Origin of the sequence: Pseudomonas sp. DSP3-2-3, from assembly GCF_049898225.1 — a bacterium.
In the GTDB taxonomy this organism is placed as follows: domain Bacteria; phylum Pseudomonadota; class Gammaproteobacteria; order Pseudomonadales; family Pseudomonadaceae; genus Aquipseudomonas.
On the sequence record NZ_JAFCXH010000044.1, the window covers coordinates 1 to 16,731 of the forward strand.

13 protein-coding genes are annotated in these 16,731 nt (G+C 59.6%); 8 read left to right on the plus strand and 5 right to left on the minus strand.

From position 1 onward, the window contains the following. Positions 1-203: 203 nt before the first annotated feature. The 7 genes from pqqF to ACP7E4_RS28225 all read left to right on the plus strand — a co-directional run bounded on the left by pqqF (position 204) and on the right by ACP7E4_RS28225 (position 7,872). Complete coding sequence (gene pqqF, locus ACP7E4_RS28195; protein ID WP_426119238.1) at positions 204-2,489, plus strand: pyrroloquinoline quinone biosynthesis protein PqqF; 2,286 nt, start codon at positions 204-206, stop codon at positions 2,487-2,489. 155 nt (positions 2,490-2,644) lie between these two features. Then, positions 2,645-2,716 carry a pyrroloquinoline quinone precursor peptide PqqA gene (gene pqqA / locus ACP7E4_RS28200; RefSeq protein ID WP_008365141.1) on the plus strand — a complete coding sequence of 24 codons (72 nt, stop codon included), beginning with the start codon at positions 2,645-2,647 and terminating at the stop codon, positions 2,714-2,716. 98 nt (positions 2,717-2,814) lie between these two features. Beyond that, on the plus strand, positions 2,815-3,726 hold the full coding sequence (gene pqqB / locus ACP7E4_RS28205) for a pyrroloquinoline quinone biosynthesis protein PqqB (RefSeq protein WP_426119240.1): 912 nt from the start codon (positions 2,815-2,817) through the stop codon (positions 3,724-3,726). Between the two features lie 164 nt (positions 3,727-3,890). Continuing rightward, positions 3,891-4,646: a pyrroloquinoline-quinone synthase PqqC gene (pqqC, locus tag ACP7E4_RS28210; protein WP_426119241.1), complete on the plus strand. Its 756-nt coding sequence runs from the start codon at positions 3,891-3,893 to the stop codon at positions 4,644-4,646. Further along, positions 4,643-4,918, plus strand: a complete 276-nt coding sequence (gene pqqD, locus ACP7E4_RS28215; protein ID WP_065831500.1) for a pyrroloquinoline quinone biosynthesis peptide chaperone PqqD — start codon at positions 4,643-4,645, stop codon at positions 4,916-4,918. The genes pqqC and pqqD overlap by 4 nt, the downstream gene beginning before the upstream one ends. Beyond that, positions 4,890-6,077 carry a pyrroloquinoline quinone biosynthesis protein PqqE gene (gene pqqE, locus ACP7E4_RS28220; RefSeq protein ID WP_426119244.1) on the plus strand — a complete coding sequence of 396 codons (1,188 nt, stop codon included), beginning with the start codon at positions 4,890-4,892 and terminating at the stop codon, positions 6,075-6,077. Before pqqD ends, pqqE begins: the two co-directional genes overlap by 29 nt. Then, positions 6,043-7,872 (plus strand): S9 family peptidase, encoded by a 1,830-nt coding sequence (locus ACP7E4_RS28225; protein ID WP_426119246.1) that lies wholly within the window; start codon positions 6,043-6,045, stop codon positions 7,870-7,872. Before pqqE ends, ACP7E4_RS28225 begins: the two co-directional genes overlap by 35 nt. A gap of 490 nt (positions 7,873-8,362) precedes the next feature. Here ACP7E4_RS28225 and ACP7E4_RS28230 read toward each other — a convergent pair whose 3' ends face one another. Then, the gene (locus ACP7E4_RS28230; protein ID WP_020290879.1) at positions 8,363-8,524 is read right to left on the minus strand and encodes a YqaE/Pmp3 family membrane protein; all 162 of its coding nucleotides are present in this window, start codon (positions 8,522-8,524) and stop codon (positions 8,363-8,365) included. A gap of 180 nt (positions 8,525-8,704) precedes the next feature. Then, positions 8,705-9,913, minus strand: coding sequence for an aminotransferase class III-fold pyridoxal phosphate-dependent enzyme (locus ACP7E4_RS28235; protein ID WP_426119248.1), 1,209 nt, complete (start codon positions 9,911-9,913; stop codon positions 8,705-8,707). A 181-nt stretch (positions 9,914-10,094) separates the two neighbouring features. Here ACP7E4_RS28235 and ACP7E4_RS28240 point away from each other — a divergent pair, with 181 nt between their 5' ends. Further along, positions 10,095-11,006, plus strand: a complete 912-nt coding sequence (locus tag ACP7E4_RS28240) for a LysR family transcriptional regulator (protein WP_426119249.1) — start codon at positions 10,095-10,097, stop codon at positions 11,004-11,006. A gap of 267 nt (positions 11,007-11,273) precedes the next feature. Here ACP7E4_RS28240 and ACP7E4_RS28245 read toward each other — a convergent pair whose 3' ends face one another. The 3 genes from ACP7E4_RS28245 to ACP7E4_RS28255 form a co-directional block, all read right to left on the minus strand. Next, the gene (locus ACP7E4_RS28245) at positions 11,274-13,052 is read right to left on the minus strand and encodes an acyl-CoA dehydrogenase C-terminal domain-containing protein (protein ID WP_426119250.1); all 1,779 of its coding nucleotides are present in this window, start codon (positions 13,050-13,052) and stop codon (positions 11,274-11,276) included. A 217-nt stretch (positions 13,053-13,269) separates the two neighbouring features. After that, positions 13,270-14,568, minus strand: a complete 1,299-nt coding sequence (locus tag ACP7E4_RS28250; RefSeq protein WP_426119252.1) for a diguanylate cyclase — start codon at positions 14,566-14,568, stop codon at positions 13,270-13,272. Between the two features lie 196 nt (positions 14,569-14,764). Beyond that, positions 14,765-16,570, minus strand: coding sequence for a phenylacyl-CoA dehydrogenase (locus tag ACP7E4_RS28255; RefSeq protein WP_426119254.1), 1,806 nt, complete (start codon positions 16,568-16,570; stop codon positions 14,765-14,767). Positions 16,571-16,731 lie beyond the last annotated feature (161 nt).

Sequence of the window (16,731 nt, forward strand, 5' to 3'; positions counted from 1 at the left end):
CTCGACTCTGCTTTACGTAAGCCCGATGCAATACGAGAAGAACTGGCAAATGCAACAACCTTAGATACTCAACCCCGACGCCGGGTTAAGGGATACGTTTCTCGGGGGCAAGGTCAGTGCCTACTTCTTCGCGAGCAAGCTCGCTCCCACAAAAAATCTCGCAGTTGCGCTAGCATGACCCGCTGATCCCCATCGGAAATCCCATGCCTGCCTTCCGCCCGCCGGCCGTCGAACACCTCACGCTCGCCAACGGCCTGCGCGTGGTGGTGTGTCATGCGCCGAGGCTCAAACGCGCGGCCGCGTCGTTGCGGGTTGCGGCGGGTAGCCATGATGTGCCGCTTGCCTGGCCGGGGCTGGCGCATTTTCTTGAGCATTTGTTCTTCCTCGGTACCGAGCGTTACGCCGACGAGCAAAAACTGATGACCTTCGTCCAGCGCAACGGCGGGCAGCTCAATGCCAGCACCCGCGAGCGCACCACTGATTTCTTCTTCGAGCTGCCATTGGCGGTGTTCGGCGAAGGGCTGGATCGCCTGTGCGAAATGCTCGCCCACCCGCGCATGACAGTGGAAGACCAACTGCGGGAACGGGAAGTGCTGCACGCCGAGTTCATCGCCTGGTCACGAGACGCCAAGGCGCGGGAGCAAATCCGGCTGCTGGAGCCAATCTGCCCAAGTCATCCACTGAAGGCCTTTCATGCAGGCAATCGCTTCAGTTTGCCGGTGCCGCGTCAGGCGTTTCAGCAGGCGTTGCGGGATTTTTACCAGCGGTTTTATCAAGCCGGGCAGATGACCTTATGCCTGACCGGCCCGCAATCGCTGGATGAACTGAAAGCCTTGGCCACCCGGTACGGCGGATACTTCGTCGCGGGCGAAGCGGTCCAACAGAGCGAACCGCCCAGGCTGATGGATCGCACGACCTTCGTGCAGTCAGTCGACAAAAGCGGTCGGATCAATCTGCTTTTTGCCTGGGAAAATCTGCCCGAGGCCGCCGACCAGGCAGCGGCGTTTCTCTGTCATCACCTGAACTCGGCGCATCCGGGTGGATTGGTTGCCCAGCTGCGCGCGCGGGGGCTGGCTGAGACGTTGCAGGCGGAGGTGATTTATCAGTTTGCCGGGCAATTGTTGATAAAGGTCGAGATAGTGAGCGGGCCTGAAAGTGCTATCGCGTTGATTTTCGACTGGTTCACGTTTTTCAAAGCCCACTGGCCCAAGGCTCGGGACGACTACAACCGTCTTCAGCAGCGTCGCCTGGATACCTGCGGCGCGCTGGATCTGGCCCATCACTACGCACGCAAGGCGCCGCAAGGCCTGTCGGACGACGGCGGCCAGGCGCTCAATGCGTTGCTCAAACAACTTACGGCCAAGACGGAATCCGCTGTCGACAAGGTCGACTGGAAGCTACCGCAACCGAATCCATTTCTGACATCCCAAAGCGACGATAGCAGCACTGACGGCGCGAATTTTCTGCGCTGGACCTTGCCGTCGCCACAACCGGCGCTGTGGCACATGTTCGACCAAAGCCTGCGCAGCCTGGGCGAAGACGCCAGGCAAGCGGGCGTGCACCTGGCTTTCACGGCGTACGGCAATGATTGGCAACTCAAGCTGGTCGGGCTGAATGCGCCGCTGGCGATGATTCTCGAACACGCATTGCGGCTTTTGAGCCATCCAGACGACGACGCCTTGTCGCGCCACGGGCAGCCCAGTCAGGAACCGGCGCTGATCCCGATCCGGCAATTGCTCAAATCCCTGCCTGATCATTATTTGAACAGTGTGCCTGACGAGGCCCTTCCGGATGTTCAATCGCTTTGGGCGGCGGCGCACTGGATGAGCTTTGCGACAGGCCTGTCGGAGCAAACCCAACAGGCGACAAACGCGGCGCTTGGGCTAACGCCTGGAAGCAAGGACCAAAGCCCAAGCCAGGCACCAGTCCTGCAACCCGGCCAGCACTGGCGATCAGAAGCGTCGGATTCGTCCGAAAGCGCTGTATTGGTGTTTTGCCCGACTTGCAGCGTAAGCGTTGCCGACGAAGCCGCGTGGCGCATGCTGGCGCATTTGACCTCGGCTCCGTTTTATCAGCGTTTGCGTGTCGAGCTGCAACTGGGCTACGCGGTATTCAGCGGTTTCCGACAGATCGCCGGGCAAGGTGGATTGCTGTTCGGCGTGCAATCGCCCAGCGCTTCGGTGCAGGAACTTGTGCAGCACATCACCGATTTCATTGCGCAAATCCCTGAGTTGATCGACAGCGCCGACCTTCCCCGGCAACAACAAACCCTGGCGGCGCAGCTGGCCAGCGCGGGCATGGAAAGCGCCAGCGAAGCCGAAATGCTCTGGCAGGCGCATCTTGCCGGACACGGCGCGGATTACCCGAATCGCCTGCTCACAGCGATCATGGATCAGCAAAAAAACATGTTGCTGAAGGCTGCGACTCAGCTGGAAGAAGCCAGCGCTGGCTGGCTGATCCTGAGTAATTGTTCCTCCCCGAGACATTGATCATTACCGGGAATGCAAAAGCTTTGTTCCGGATGATGACAGCCAGGAATTGTTAAATTAAGTAACATAGCTCCCTAAGCATCGAACGATATGCCCTCCAGGGTGTACTAAAGATGTACCTATCCACCGCTGCAATCACCCAAAAGGAGTCTTCTATGTGGACTAAACCTGCTTACACTGATCTGCGTATCGGTTTCGAAGTCACTATGTACTTCGCAAGCCGTTGATTACGACGCGGTGCAAAGCCTCGGTTCGCCGGGGCTTTTTTTTATTGGCATGACCCTTTTTATTTTTGCGTTTCACGACCTCGCGGCATGGAGCTGACATGTACATCCAGATTCTAGGTTCCGCCGCAGGTGGCGGATTCCCTCAATGGAACTGCAACTGCGCCAACTGTGCGGGCTTTCGCGACGGTAGTTTGCGGGCCGTGGCACGCACGCAATCGTCCATCGCGCTGTCCGACGATGGCGTCAATTGGGTGCTGTGCAACGCCTCGCCGGACATCCGCGCGCAACTCGCTGGTTTCGCCCCGATGCAGCCGGGCCGCGCCCTGCGCGATACCGGGATCAGCGCGATTATCCTGATGGACAGCCAGATCGACCACACCACCGGGCTGTTGAGCCTGCGTGAAGGTTGCCCGCATCAAGTCTGGTGTACCGACATGGTTCATGAAGATTTGAGCACCGGCTTCCCGCTGTTCACCATGCTCAAGCACTGGAACGGCGGCCTGGACTGGAACCGTATCGAACTGGAAGGCAGCTTTGTAATCCCGGCCTGCCCGAATCTGCGCTTCACGCCGTTCCCGCTGCGCAGCGCCGCGCCGCCGTATTCGCCGCACCGCTTCGATCCGCATCCAGGCGACAACATCGGCTTGCTGGTCGAAGACCTGAAGACCGGCGGCAAGCTGTTCTACGCGCCGGGCCTGGGCAAGGTCGATGACGCACTGATGGAAAAAATGACCGGTGCCGATTGCCTGCTGGTGGACGGCACCCTGTGGGACGACGACGAAATGCAGCGCCGTGGCGTCGGCACCCGAACCGGCACCGAAATGGGCCACCTGGCGCAGAACGGCCCCGGCGGCATGCTCGAAGTGCTGGAGCGTCTGCCGAAGCAGCGCAAGGTGCTTATCCACATCAATAACACCAACCCGATTCTCGACGAAGATTCCGCCGAACGCGCCGAACTGGCGCGGCGCAACGTCGAAGTGGCCTTCGATGGGATGAGTATCGAATTGTAAGGAGCGATGAAACCAACACTGTGGGACCGGCTTTAGCCGGGAAGACGCCAGCACATTCGATGCATCTGTTGGCCCAGGAACACCGCATTCCCGGCTAAAGCCGGTCCCACAAAGTCATCGCAATTGGGTCATTTATATTTCTATTTCGTTGGATGAGAGCCGTCATGAGCGAAGCAACGCCGCTGTCCCCCGCTGAATTCGAGCAGGCCCTGCGTGCCAAGGGCGCGTATTACCACATTTATCACCCCTTCCACGTGGCGATGTACGAGGGCCGGGCGACCCGCGAGCAGATTCAGGGCTGGGTCGCCAACCGTTTCTACTATCAGGTGAACATCCCCCTCAAAGATGCTGCGATCCTCGCCAATTGCCCGGACCGCGAGATTCGTCGCGAGTGGATTCAGCGCCTGCTCGATCACGACGGCGCACCGGGTGAAGACGGCGGCATCGAAGCCTGGCTGCGTCTGGGACAGGCTGTCGGCCTGGACCCGGACCAGCTGCGCTCCCAGGAACTGGTGCTGCCCGGCGTGCGTTTCGCCGTGGACGCCTACGTGAACTTCGCGCGCCGCGCCAACTGGCAGGAAGCGGCGAGCAGTTCGCTGACCGAGCTGTTCGCGCCGCAGATCCACCAGTCGCGCCTGGACAGCTGGCCGCAGCATTACCCGTGGATCGACCCGACCGGTTACGAATATTTCCGCACCCGTCTGGGCCAGGCTCGGCGCGATGTGGAGCACGGCCTGGCGATCACGCTCAGGCATTACACGACCTATGAAGGCCAGCAGCGCATGCTGGAAATCCTCCAGTTCAAACTCGACATTTTGTGGAGCATGCTGGACGCCATGAGCATGGCCTACGAGCTGAACCGTCCGCCCTATCACAGCGTGACCGACCAACGGGTCTGGCATAAGGGAATCGCCCTATGAGTTTTGATCGACAACAAGTCCCGCGCTGGCGCCAGGGCTATCGTTTCCAGTTCGAGCCTGCGCAAAATGGCCATGTGCTGCTTTACCCGGAAGGCATGATCAAGCTCAATGAAAGTGCCAGCGCCATCGGTGGCCTGATCGATGGCGAACGCAGCGTTTCAGCGATCATTGATGCGCTGGACCAGCAGTTCCCAGGCTTTCCCGAGCTCGGCACCGATGTCGAGCAATTCATGGAGGTCGCCCGTGGCGAACACTGGATCGAACTTGCCTGACTCGACGCTCAGCGCTTCGACTCTGGCAATGCCGCCCAAACCCGAAATCGGCCTGCCGCTGTGGCTACTGGCCGAGCTGACCTATCGCTGCCCGCTGCAATGCCCGTATTGCTCCAACCCGCTGGACTTTGCCAAACAAGGCGAGGAATTGACCACCGAACAGTGGTTCAAGGTGATGGCCGAAGCGCGGCAGATAGGCGCGGCGCAGATAGGCTTTTCCGGCGGCGAACCGCTGGTGCGCCAGGACCTGGCCGAGCTGATCGCCGAAGCGCGCCGATTGGGTTACTACACCAACCTGATCACCTCCGGCATCGGCCTGACTGAACAGAAAATCATCGACTTCAAGAAAGCCGGGCTGGATCACATCCAGATCAGTTTTCAGGCCAGCGACGAGCAAGTGAACAACATGCTCGCCGGTTCGAAAAAGGCCTTCGCGCAAAAGCTGGAAATGGCCCGCGCGGTGAAAAAACATGGCTATCCGATGGTGCTGAATTTCGTCACCCATCGGCACAACATCGACAAGATCGATCAGATCATCGAGCTGTGCATCGCTCTGGAAGCGGATTTCGTCGAGCTGGCGACCTGTCAGTTCTACGGCTGGGCGCATTTGAATCGTGAAGGTTTGCTGCCCACCAAAGACCAACTGGTGCGCGCCGAACGCATCACCAATGAATACCGCGACAAGCTGGCGGCAGAAAATCACCCGTGCAAGCTGATCTTCGTCACCCCGGACTACTACGAAGAACGCCCGAAAGCCTGCATGAACGGCTGGGGCAGCATCTTCCTCACCGTCACGCCGGACGGCACCGCCCTGCCCTGCCACGGCGCGCGGCAAATGCCGGTGAAATTCCCTAATGTGCGCGACCACAGCATGCAGCACATCTGGTACGAATCTTTCGGCTTCAACGTGTTTCGCGGCTACGACTGGATGCCCGAGCCGTGCCGCTCATGTGATGAGAAAGAAAAGGACTTCGGCGGCTGTCGCTGCCAGGCGTTCATGCTGACCGGCGATGCGGCCAGTACCGATCCGGTGTGCAGCAAGTCGCCGAATCACGGAATGATTCTCAAAGCTCGGGAAGAAGCCGAGTATGCTACGAAGACCATTGAGCAGTTGGCCTTCCGCAATGACCGAAACTCTCGCCTTATCGCCAAATCCTGACGCCCTCAGTGCCGCCGACGCGGTTGCCGCAGGGATCGACTTCGCCGAGCTGGAGGTCAGCGCGGCGGGCTTGTTCTGGAGTGAATATCGACCGCAAGACGCCGCCAGTCGCATCTGGCGCTGGTTCGAAGGACACACCACTTGCCTCACGCCTGACGGCTTCAGCGTACGCAGCCGGGTTTACGAATATGGTGGCGGTTCGTTCTGCCTGGCTGACGATTCATTAGTCTTCGTCAACGAAAGCGATCAGCAGCTGTATCGCCAGCCTTTGACTGGCGGCGCCCCGCAACAACTGACCTTCGACGGCAAGCGCTACGGCGACGTCCGCTTCGCCTGCGGGCAGATCCTGGCAGTCGAAGAGGATCACGCCACGCATCGACTGGTCGCTATCGACATCGCTGACGGTAAACGTCAACTGCTGGCCGAAGGCGCTGACTTCTACGCCGCGCCTACCCGCAGCCTTGATGGGCAACGCCTGGCCTGGATCGAATGGCAGCGTCCACATCAGCCGTGGACGTCCACTTCGCTGATGTGTGCCGAACGCCTCAACGACGGCTGGTCGCCGCCGCGCTGTGTAGCAGGGTATGCGCAGGAAGAATCCCTGCAACAACCGCGCTTTGACCTACAAGGCCGGCTGCATTGCCTGACCGATCGCGGCGGCTTCTGGCAACCATGGGTGGAAACCACCGAAGGCCTTGAAGCGTTGCCGGCAGCCGCAGCCGATCATTCGCCCGCGCCGTGGCAATTGGGTGGCTGCACCTGGCTGCCGCTGGCCAATGGCGGTTATCTGGCCAGTTGGTCGGAAGATGGATTTGGCGTGCTGGGCCTGCGCGCGCCTGACGGCTCACTGGAAGATTTCAGCGACGCTTACAGCCGTTTTCGCAGTCTGGCGTTCGACGATCAATACCTCTATTGCATCGCGGCTTCAGCCGTCAGCCCTTCGGCGGTGCTGGCGATCAGTCGTGACGACCACAGCATTCAGGTGCTGGCCGGTGGCGTCGCGCTGCTGCCCGCCGATCGCATCAGTCGCCCGCAACCTTTGCGTTACCCCAGCGGCGACGCTGAGGCGCACGGCTATTTTTATCCCGCCATGAACGGTGCGCAAAGGCCACCGTTGGTGGTGTTCATTCATGGCGGCCCGACCTCCGCGTGCTACCCGATACTTGATCCGCGTATTCAGTATTGGAGCCAGCGCGGCTTCGCGGTAGCCGACCTGAATTATCGCGGCAGCACCGGTTATGGCCGCGCCTATCGGCAAAGCCTGTACCTGAACTGGGGCGTGGTGGATGTCGAAGACGCCTGCGCCGTGGTCGCGCATCTGGCCGAACGCGGGCTGATCAATCCGGATCAGGCCTTCATTCGCGGCGGCAGCGCGGGCGGTTACACGACGCTGTGCGCGCTGGCGTTTCAGGATGTGTTCCGCGCGGGCGCGAGCCTGTATGGCGTCAGCGACCCGATAGCGCTGGGCAAGGCGACGCACAAGTTCGAAGGTGACTATCTGGACTGGCTGATCGGCGATCCGCAAACCGACAGCGAACGCTATCGCGCCAGAACGCCGCTGCTGCATGCTGATCAAATCCACGTGCCGGTGATTTTCTTCCAGGGCGAACTCGACGCCGTGGTCGTCCCGGAACAAACCCGCGCCATGCTCAAAGCCCTGCAGGACAACGGCATCCCCGCCGAAGCCCACTTCTACCCCAACGAACGCCACGGCTTCCGGCAAGCCGCCAACCAGGCGGATGCGCTGGAAAAGGAATGGGCGTTTTATCGGCGGGTGATTGACGGGCAGCGTTGAATGCCTTCGCAAGATTTTGTGGGACCGGATTTATCCGGGAATGCGTCGGTTCAGTCAGCGAGAGAGAGATGAAACGAGGGTAAACCTGAAGGGCGACCCGTTGGAGATTCTATGTCTGGGGGCAACCGCCAGGCGCCACAGATGTATTGTCTGAACCGACGCCTTCCCGGCTAAAGCCGGTCCCACTGGATCGCGCTGATTGTGTGGGACCGGATTTATCCGGGAAGACGGCATTCCAGTAGACGCAAATACAGCGGCTGTACGTCCCATCGTGAATGTTGCGTAGATCCGTTGGAGGCTTGCCCGCGAACCAGCCGGTGGTGGATGGGTAGACCGATTCGCGAGCAAGCTCGCTCCCACAAATTGCGGAGGACGGTTAGATGGGTGGGAGCCGAGCTTGCTCGCGAATGCGGGGGGAAAGTCGCAACGGTGGAGCAGGCCCGTTCTTCGCAGGCAAGCCTCGCTCCAACGAGACCGGGTATCGCTCGAATTACTTACGGCTGGCGATGATGTAGACCGCGTGAATGATGCCGGGGAAGTAACCCAGCAAGGTCAGCAGGATGTTCAGCCAGAAGGCGCCAGCGAAACCGACTTGCATGAACACACCGACAGGTGGCAGCAGGATGGCGAAGATAATGCGAATGATGTCCATGGTGTAGCTCCAGATTAAAGCGGCTCTCATAAGCCACACAGCTAATCGACCTGCGACAAATGGCGGAGGTTCCCTAACCTCTGGCTACCAGCCATTACTGCATGTAAAAAAGCCCCGCGCCAAACGAATCCGGCACGGGGCGACGCGCATATAACGCGAGACGGTTCGGAAATTCGGGGCTCAGGCCAGCAAGCCTTGTCTGGCCCTCAGTTGTGCGGTTTTGACTCGACTCAATGCTCGGGCCAGGCGTTGCAGCATCTCGTCGACATTGGCCCGGCTGACGGTGAGCGCCGGAGAAAACCTCACGCAGTCCGGCTGCGGCGCATCGATCAACAAGCCCTCCGATTGCGCAGCGGCCACCACTTGCGCCGCGCGGTCCTGTCCTAGGCTCAAGGCCCAGAGCAGGCCTTGGCCGCGCACCTCGCCGAGTTGAAAACGCTCGGCAAGGCGCATCAGCCCTTCGCGCATGTGCTCGCCGCAATCGCGCACCTGACGCAGAAATTGCGGCTCCTGAACGCTGTGCAGCACGGTCAGGCCAGCGGCGATCATCAGTGCATTGCCGTCGCCCGCGCCGGGAAGTTCGCCCGGCGCAATGCAACATGCCGTACCTCGCGCCAGCAGTGCTGCCAACGGCACACCGCCGCCCAGGCCTTGACCGAGGACGACGATGTCGGCGCGCACGCCATAGGTGACTTCGCACAGCAAGCCGCCACAACGGCCAACACCGGTTTGGGTTTCGTCGAGAATCAACAGGATTCCCAGTTCACGACACAACTTCTCGACGCCCTGCAGGTATTCATGAGTGGCCGGAATCACGCCGGCCTGACTCTGGATCGGTTCCAACATGATCGCGACCGTCTGGGCGTCGACCGCGGCGTGCAATGCGGGCAAGTCGTTGAACGGCACCTGATTGGCGGCTGTCGTGTTCATCCCAAGGCTGGCAGTGATGATTCCGCCAGCGCCGCCGCGATGCAGCTCACCCCACTTGCGCGCCAGATCGATAGCACCTTCGCAGGCCTGATTGGCGCTGCTGAAGAACCAGGCCTGATCGCTGCGCGTGCTCAGACACAAGCGCCGCGCCAGTTCCAGCCCGCTGCGATGCGAATGGCCGGGGCCGGGGCTGATCAATGTTTGTGCCTGAGCATTGAGCGCCTGGAGCAAGACCGCCGGGCTGTGGCCAAGACTGTTGGCCGCGCCTGCCTGGATAAAATCCAGGTACACGCGACCTTGCGCATCCCACATCCACGATCCCTGACCGCGTACGAATACCGGGTCGCAGTGGTTGGTTTGCGACACAGTGCGTTCCTCGGGTTCTATAACCTGCGCGGATTGAATACAGGGCAGCTCCTGAACATCGGTATTGCTGCGCAGCAGCCTGAACAGATTCATGGGCGAAATCCTCGGTTTTCCCCGAGTTCTGTATTTTTCGCTTTTCCTATGTAAATGCCATCAATTCTTAGCCTGCTCATCGCGATTTCCGGCTCTGTAGGCTTTTGGATACGCGCTAGACTATGCTGTCGCCGGTTTCCCAGCCATTTCGATTTTCCAGCTTTTTCAATAAGGTTTACTTATGGATTTTCGCCAACTGCGCTATTTCGTCGCGGTCTACGAAGAGGGGCATGTGGGGCGCGCCGCCGAACGGCTTTCCCTGTCGCAACCTGCGCTGTCGCAACAAATCCGCCATCTGGAAGAGAGCCTGGACGTCAGCCTGTTCGAGCGCAGCAGTAAACGCCTGTTGCCCACCCTCGCGGCGCATACGCTGTACAACCACGCGGTGCCGCTACTCGATGGGCTACAACAGGCCCGCGAAGCCTTGCGCAATTTCAAGGGGCAGTCGTTGCGCACCTTGGCGATTGGTGTGCTGCAAACTGTGCATTCCGGCCTTGTCCCGCAAATGCTCGAACGCGTGCGAACGGCCCAGCCGCATCTGGTGGTGCAAATCTATGAGCTGAGCGGGATGGAAGTCGAACGACGGCTGCTCAATGGCTCGCTGGACATCGGCATCAGCTACTTGCCGCCGCGCCAACCGGGTTTGCATGGCCTGTTGCTGTATGAGGATGAATTGAAGCTGGTCATCCCGGCCAATCATCCGCTGCGCGAATTCAAGAAAGTCTCCCTGGCCCAGGCCGCAGAGTTGCCGATGTTGCTGCTCGGCGAAGAGTTTCAGGTACGACAGATTTGGCAGACACAACTGGCCAACCTCGGGCGACGGGCACATGTGCAGGCCGAGTTGAACAATATGACGGGGATTCTCGACAGCCTGGCGCATACCAAACTGGTGACCGTATTGCCTGGAAGAGCGCAGCACCTTCAGGAAAACACCGATCTGCTGTGGAAACCCCTGAGCGAACCACGCGTGCCGCTAAAAGTCGGGCTGGTGTATCGCGATGCGCAGCGGCAACAGGCCACGCTGGTGTTGTTGCAGAGGGTTTTGGCAGAAGTGTTTCAGACGCATCGCGTCGAGACGCCCGGCGAGCACTGAATCGCGGACATTCAGGCCATTTGAAAACGTAGTGGTTTTCAGAGGACCTGAAAAAAGAAAACCCCGCCGAAGCGGGGCTTTACAGACTGTTTCCCTGACATCCATTTCTTCCCGCCATCCTGGCAGGCTTCCTTACGTGTCCCTGTTATGTATTGGTGCGCTTCCTGCGCTACGTCCATGGATTTAGATTAACTTTGGATCCCGTTACGCGATATGGCCAATCAGCACCACAACGTGTAAGCAAATGCTTACACGTTGTAGTCCGCGTCAGAATTGCGACGCCTCCAAAAGGAACAGTGTTTCACTGCCAGCTTTCACTGAGGCGCTCAACGAATGAATGCGCGGTAGCAGACGCGCGAAATAGAAGCGTGCGGTGCCCAGTTTGCTGGCGTAGAAATCGTCCTGAGCTTCTTTGCCAGACGCGGCCTTGGCCATCATCGCCCACATGTAGGCGTAGGCGGTGTAACCAAATACATGCAGATACTCCACCGACGCCGCGCCGATTTCATTGGCGTTGGTACGCGCGCGATCCACAACCCAATGCGTCAATTCGTCCAGCGTATCCAGCGCAGCGCTCAATGGCTGGGTGAACTCGCTCTGGGAAGCGTCGGAGCTGGCGATGAACTGGCGGATTTCTTCGGCGAACACCTGGTAATACGCGCCGCCGTTGGCGACGATTTTGCGCCCCATCAGATCCAGCGCCTGAATGCCGTTGGTGCCTTCGTAGATTTGCGTGATGCGTACGTCGCGCACCAGCTGCTCTTGGCCCCACTCGCGAATATAGCCGTGACCACCGAAAACCTGCTGGCCGTGAACCGTGGTTTCCAAACCGAGATCAGTCAGGAACGCCTTGGCGACGGGTGTCAGCAGGGCAACCAGATCGTCGGCGCGCTGGCGGGCAGCGTCGTCTTCGCTGAACTTGGCGATATCCAGCTGCATGGCGACGTAGGTCGAAAACGCGCGGCCGCCTTCGTTGCTGGCTTTCATGGTCAGCAACATGCGACGCACATCGGGATGGACGATGATCGGATCGGCGATCTTGTCCTTTTGCTGCGCGCCAGTCGGCGAACGGCTTTGCAGGCGATCACGAGCGTAGTCGACAGCGTTCTGATACGAGCGCTCGCCGGACGCCAGCCCTTGGATGCCAACCCCCAGACGCTCGTAGTTCATCATGGTGAACATCGCCGCCAGGCCTTTGTTCGGCTCGCCGATCAGATAGCCTACCGCCTCGTCGAAATTCATCACGCACGTCGCGGATGCCTGAATGCCCATCTTGTGCTCGATGGAACCGCAGGCAACGGTGTTGCGCGCGCCGAGACTGCCGTCGGCGTTGACCATGAACTTGGGCACCAGGAACAACGAGATGCCTTTCGGGCCGGCAGGTGCGTCCGGAAGTTTGGCCAGCACCAGATGAATGATGTTTTCGGTGAGGTCGTGTTCGCCGCCGGTGATAAAGATTTTGCTGCCGGTGACCTTATAGGAACCATCACCTTGCGGTTCGGCCTTGGTGCGAATAATCCCCAGATCGGTACCGGCGTGGGCCTCGGTCAGGCACATCGAGCCACACCAGATGCCCGCGTACATGTTGGGCAGATACGTGGCTTTCAGCTCTTCGGTGGCGTGGGCGTTGATCGACACGCAGGCACCGGAGGTCAGCATCGGATACAGGCCGAATGCCAGGGTCGCGGAGTTGAGCATTTCCTCGACCTGCGCCGAGACGGCTTTGGGCATGCCCATGCCACCGAATTCCGGGTTGCCGCCAACGCCGACCCAACCGCCTTCGGCATAGGTTTGATAGGCCTGAACGAATCCGGCTGGCGTGGTGACGACGGTGTCTTTCCAGTGGCAGCCTTCTTCATCGCCATTGCGGCTCAGTGGCGCAATGCTCTTGCTGATGACTTTGCCGGCTTCTTCGAGGATCGCTTCGACGGTTTCGGCATCGACCGTTTCGGCCAGCGCCGGGAGTTGTGCCCAGAGTTCGGAAACGTTGAAGACTTCGTTGAGGACGAAACGCATATCGCGCAGCGGAGCTTTGTAGTCAGCCATGGCAAACCTCACAAGAAACAGGAGCAGTACGCCTGAAAGAGTGATCCGCAGACGCTGTGCGGACCTTGGTATCGAATGGACTGAAGTGTAACTGAACACCGATAGCGACACATAGGGTCAGCTAGTGACTATTTCAAATACTTTAGTCACATACTTCCTGCGGGCAAAAAAAACACGGTGCTCGCCAGTCACCGTGTCTTTGGGAACCCCGGCGCGCTCAGCCCGCCGCGCCGACCATGCGAACCGCGCCTCGTTTGTTGACGTTGCCGTTGGACATGACGCAATTGCGGCCGGCGCCCTTGGCGGCATACAGCGCCTGGTCGGCGACCTTGAGCACTTCTTCCGGCGTGCGATGCTCCGGCTGACGTTCGGCGACGCCAATGCTGATGGTCACTGACACACTGGAAGCCTGGGCGGCACCCCGGCGTTGGCGACCTTGATGGTCGTCGTGAGGCCGGTTGTCATTGTTGCGCAACAGAATGTCGTAGTTGGCAATGGATTCGCGGATCACTTCCAGATGCGGCAGGCATTCTTCCAGGGTCTTGGCAGCGAAGACGATGGCGAATTCTTCACCGCCATAGCGATAAGCCTTGCCACCGCCGCTGGTGATCTTCGACAGTTTGCTGGCCACCAGTCGCAGCACCTGGTCGCCGACATCGTGGCCGTGTGTATCGTTGAATTTCTTGAAGTGATCGACGTCGCCCATCGCCAGCACATAGTTGCGACCCAGGCGCTGCATACGCTCATTGAGTGCGCGCCGCCCCGGCAGCCCGGTCAGTTCGTCGCGGAAGGCCATTTGATAGGCTTCGTGAGCAACCGCCGCGGCAATCATCAACATCACCTGACTGCACAGGATGTTCAGGGTAAACGGCAGAATGAAGGTTTTCGGCAACGCCCAGAACAGCCCGATCAAGCCGACCAGTTGCGCGGCGTGCAGCGGCCTTGGTTTGCGCACGTACTGCACGACCAACAGGCTGAAGGTGATCAGGAACATCAGGTAGGAAAGCTGGATCAGGCTCATCCACGCGCCATGCAGCGCGGGCCAACGGATCTCGGCAAGCCAGCGCAGCACGGTGTCCGGATAACTTTGTTCGAGCCCCAGCGCAATCGCACCCACGGCGACCAGCACCGCGAGCCGGGCAATCATGTCCTGGAAAAGGTGCGTGCGTTCTTCCCAGGCGGCGAAGACCCCGAACATCAACGGCAGCAGCAGGCACACCAGATGGAACACCACGGCCGCGTCTTCGCGAACCTTGCCAAAGTCGCGGAAATAATCGGTCTGGGTGTCGAGCAAAAAGTAGGCAATGTAGACGGTGATCATCAGAAACAGCTCACGCTGCCGCCGATATACCCCGCAATACGCGCCGCCGAGCAACAGCACCAGCGTCGGCAGGACGTTGAACAGCGAGGTAAAAAATACGTTCAAGTCCTTCACGTACGCAGCCGCAAGCCCCGCAAGCAGCAATACCAGCGATGGCAGAAAATGGCTCAAACGTGCAGATGACGGACGCAGCAAAGTGAATGTCTCCCACCCGACTTTGGGTAAAGATCTCGGTTGATGGCATTGTGCCCTCATAACCCGATAGCAGGCTACATTCTTTAACGGCAGGAGATGGGAAAGGTTTATTGCCGCGACCCCTCCTACCGACGGCGCCCACAAAAAAGCCGCTCCCCCCAACGGAGGAAGCGGCTTTGGATGAAGCCAGCGGCGCTTAGTAAGCCAGGCCGAAGTCTTCTTCTTTCATGTCCATCAGGTTGGCAGCGCCCGACAGCATGGTTGCAACGTGGGTGCGGGTACGCGGCAGGATGCGCTGGAAGTAGAAGCGCGCGGTCTGCAGCTTGGCTGTGTAGAAGGCTTCTTCGGTGGTGCCCGCAGCCAGTTTTTCGGCAGCAATGCGCGCCATGTCAGCCCAGAAGTAAGCCAGGCAGGCGTAACCGGAATACATCAGGTAATCCACCGAAGCGGCACCGACTTCCTCGCGGTCTTTCATGGCGGCCATGCCGACTTTCATGGTCAGTTCGCCCCACTCTTTGTTCAACGCAGCCAACGGGGTGACGAATTCCTGAACGGCTTCGACGCCTTCGTTGTTCTGGCAGAATTTGTGGACGATCTTGGTGAAGCCTTTAAGAGCCTCGCCTTGGGTCATCAACACTTTGCGGCCAAGCAGGTCCAGCGCCTGGATGCCGGTCGTGCCTTCGTACAGCATGGAAATGCGGCTGTCGCGAACGTTCTGCTCCATGCCCCACTCGGCGATGAAGCCGTGGCCGCCGTAGATTTGCACGCCGTGGTTAGCGGACTCGAAGCCCACTTCAGTCATGAACGCCTTGGCAATCGGCGTCATGAACGCCAGCAGTGCGTCGGCTTGTTTCTTGGCTTCTTCGTCCTGACCGTACTTGACGATGTCCACCAGCTTGGCGGTGAAGTAGACCATTGCGCGGTTGCCTTCGGCGAAGGCCTTCATGGTCAACAGCATGCGGCGCACGTCAGGGTGAACGATGATCGGGTCAGCGGCTTTTTCAGGCGCTTTCGGGCCGGTCAACGAGCGCATTTGCAGACGATCGCGAGCGTATTTCAAGCCGCCCTGGAAGCCGATCTCGGCGTGAGCCAGACCTTGCAATGCAGTACCCAGACGCGCGGTGTTCATAAAGGTGAACATGCAGTTCAGGCCTTTGTTCGCCGGGCCGATCAGGAAACCGGTGGCCGCGTCGAAGTTCATCACGCAGGTCGCGTTGCCGTGGATACCCATTTTGTGTTCCAGGGAACCGCAGGTCACCGCGTTGCGCTCGCCAATGCTGCCGTCAGCGTTGGGCAGGAACTTGGGCACGATGAACAGCGAAATGCCTTTGGTGCCAGCCGGTGCGTCCGGCAGGCGGGCCAGCACGATGTGGACGATGTTATCGGCCATGTCGTGTTCGCCAGCAGAGATAAAGATTTTCGTGCCGCTGACACGGTACGAACCATCCGCCTGAGGCTCGGCCTTGGTGCGCAGCATGCCCAGGTCGGTACCGCAATGCGATTCGGTCAGGCACATGGTGCCGGTCCATTCGCCGGACACCAGCTTGGTCAGGTAAGCATGACGCTGCTCTTCGGTGCCGTGCTCGGAAATGGTGTTCATCGCGCCATGGGACAAGCCTGGGTACATGCCCCACGACCAGTTGGCTTCGCCGACCATTTCGCTGACCGCAAGACCGAGAGACTCGGGCAAACCCTGGCCGCCATGATCGATGTCATGGGCCAGGCTTGGCCAGCCGCCTTCGACGAATTGCTTGTAGGCTTCCTTGAAACCGGTTGGCGTTTTCACGCCGGATTCGCTCCAGGTACAGCCTTCGGTATCACCGACACGATTCAGCGGCGCCAGAACCTGCTCACAAAACTTGGCGCCTTCTTCAAGAATGGCGTCAACCATGTCGGGAGTAGCGTCCTGGCAAGCCGGCAGACTTTGATAGTGCGCTTCGTAGCCGAGCAGTTCGTCACGAACGAAGCGAATATCACGCAAGGGGGCCTTGTAGTCAGGCATAGCGATAAACCTCTGCTGTTGAATCCTGGAATGTATGACCGATCGGTCGCTGCGGGAACGTTCCCCAACCACCGGACAAACTCGGATGCCTAGCGGTCAAACAGGTGTTTGAAACATACGTTTACGCCTGAGCCTTGTCAAGCATGCCTAACGCGCCGTTC

Excerpts from the sequence above, each read along its gene's own strand:
- pqqD (WP_065831500.1), top strand. The coding sequence starts at position 4,643 with ATGAGTTTTGATCGACAACAAGTCCCGCGCTGGCGCCAGGGCTATCGT.
- pqqB (WP_426119240.1), top strand. The coding sequence starts at position 2,815 with ATGTACATCCAGATTCTAGGTTCCGCCGCAGGTGGCGGATTCCCTCAA.
- pqqF (WP_426119238.1), top strand. The coding sequence starts at position 204 with ATGCCTGCCTTCCGCCCGCCGGCCGTCGAACACCTCACGCTCGCCAAC.
- ACP7E4_RS28235 (WP_426119248.1), bottom strand. The coding sequence starts at position 9,913 with ATGAATCTGTTCAGGCTGCTGCGCAGCAATACCGATGTTCAGGAGCTG.
- ACP7E4_RS28240 (WP_426119249.1), top strand. The coding sequence starts at position 10,095 with ATGGATTTTCGCCAACTGCGCTATTTCGTCGCGGTCTACGAAGAGGGG.
- pqqC (WP_426119241.1), top strand. The coding sequence starts at position 3,891 with ATGAGCGAAGCAACGCCGCTGTCCCCCGCTGAATTCGAGCAGGCCCTG.
- ACP7E4_RS28255 (WP_426119254.1), bottom strand. The coding sequence starts at position 16,570 with ATGCCTGACTACAAGGCCCCCTTGCGTGATATTCGCTTCGTTCGTGAC.
- ACP7E4_RS28245 (WP_426119250.1), bottom strand. The coding sequence starts at position 13,052 with ATGGCTGACTACAAAGCTCCGCTGCGCGATATGCGTTTCGTCCTCAAC.
- ACP7E4_RS28230 (WP_020290879.1), bottom strand. The coding sequence starts at position 8,524 with ATGGACATCATTCGCATTATCTTCGCCATCCTGCTGCCACCTGTCGGT.
- ACP7E4_RS28225 (WP_426119246.1), top strand. The coding sequence starts at position 6,043 with ATGACCGAAACTCTCGCCTTATCGCCAAATCCTGACGCCCTCAGTGCC.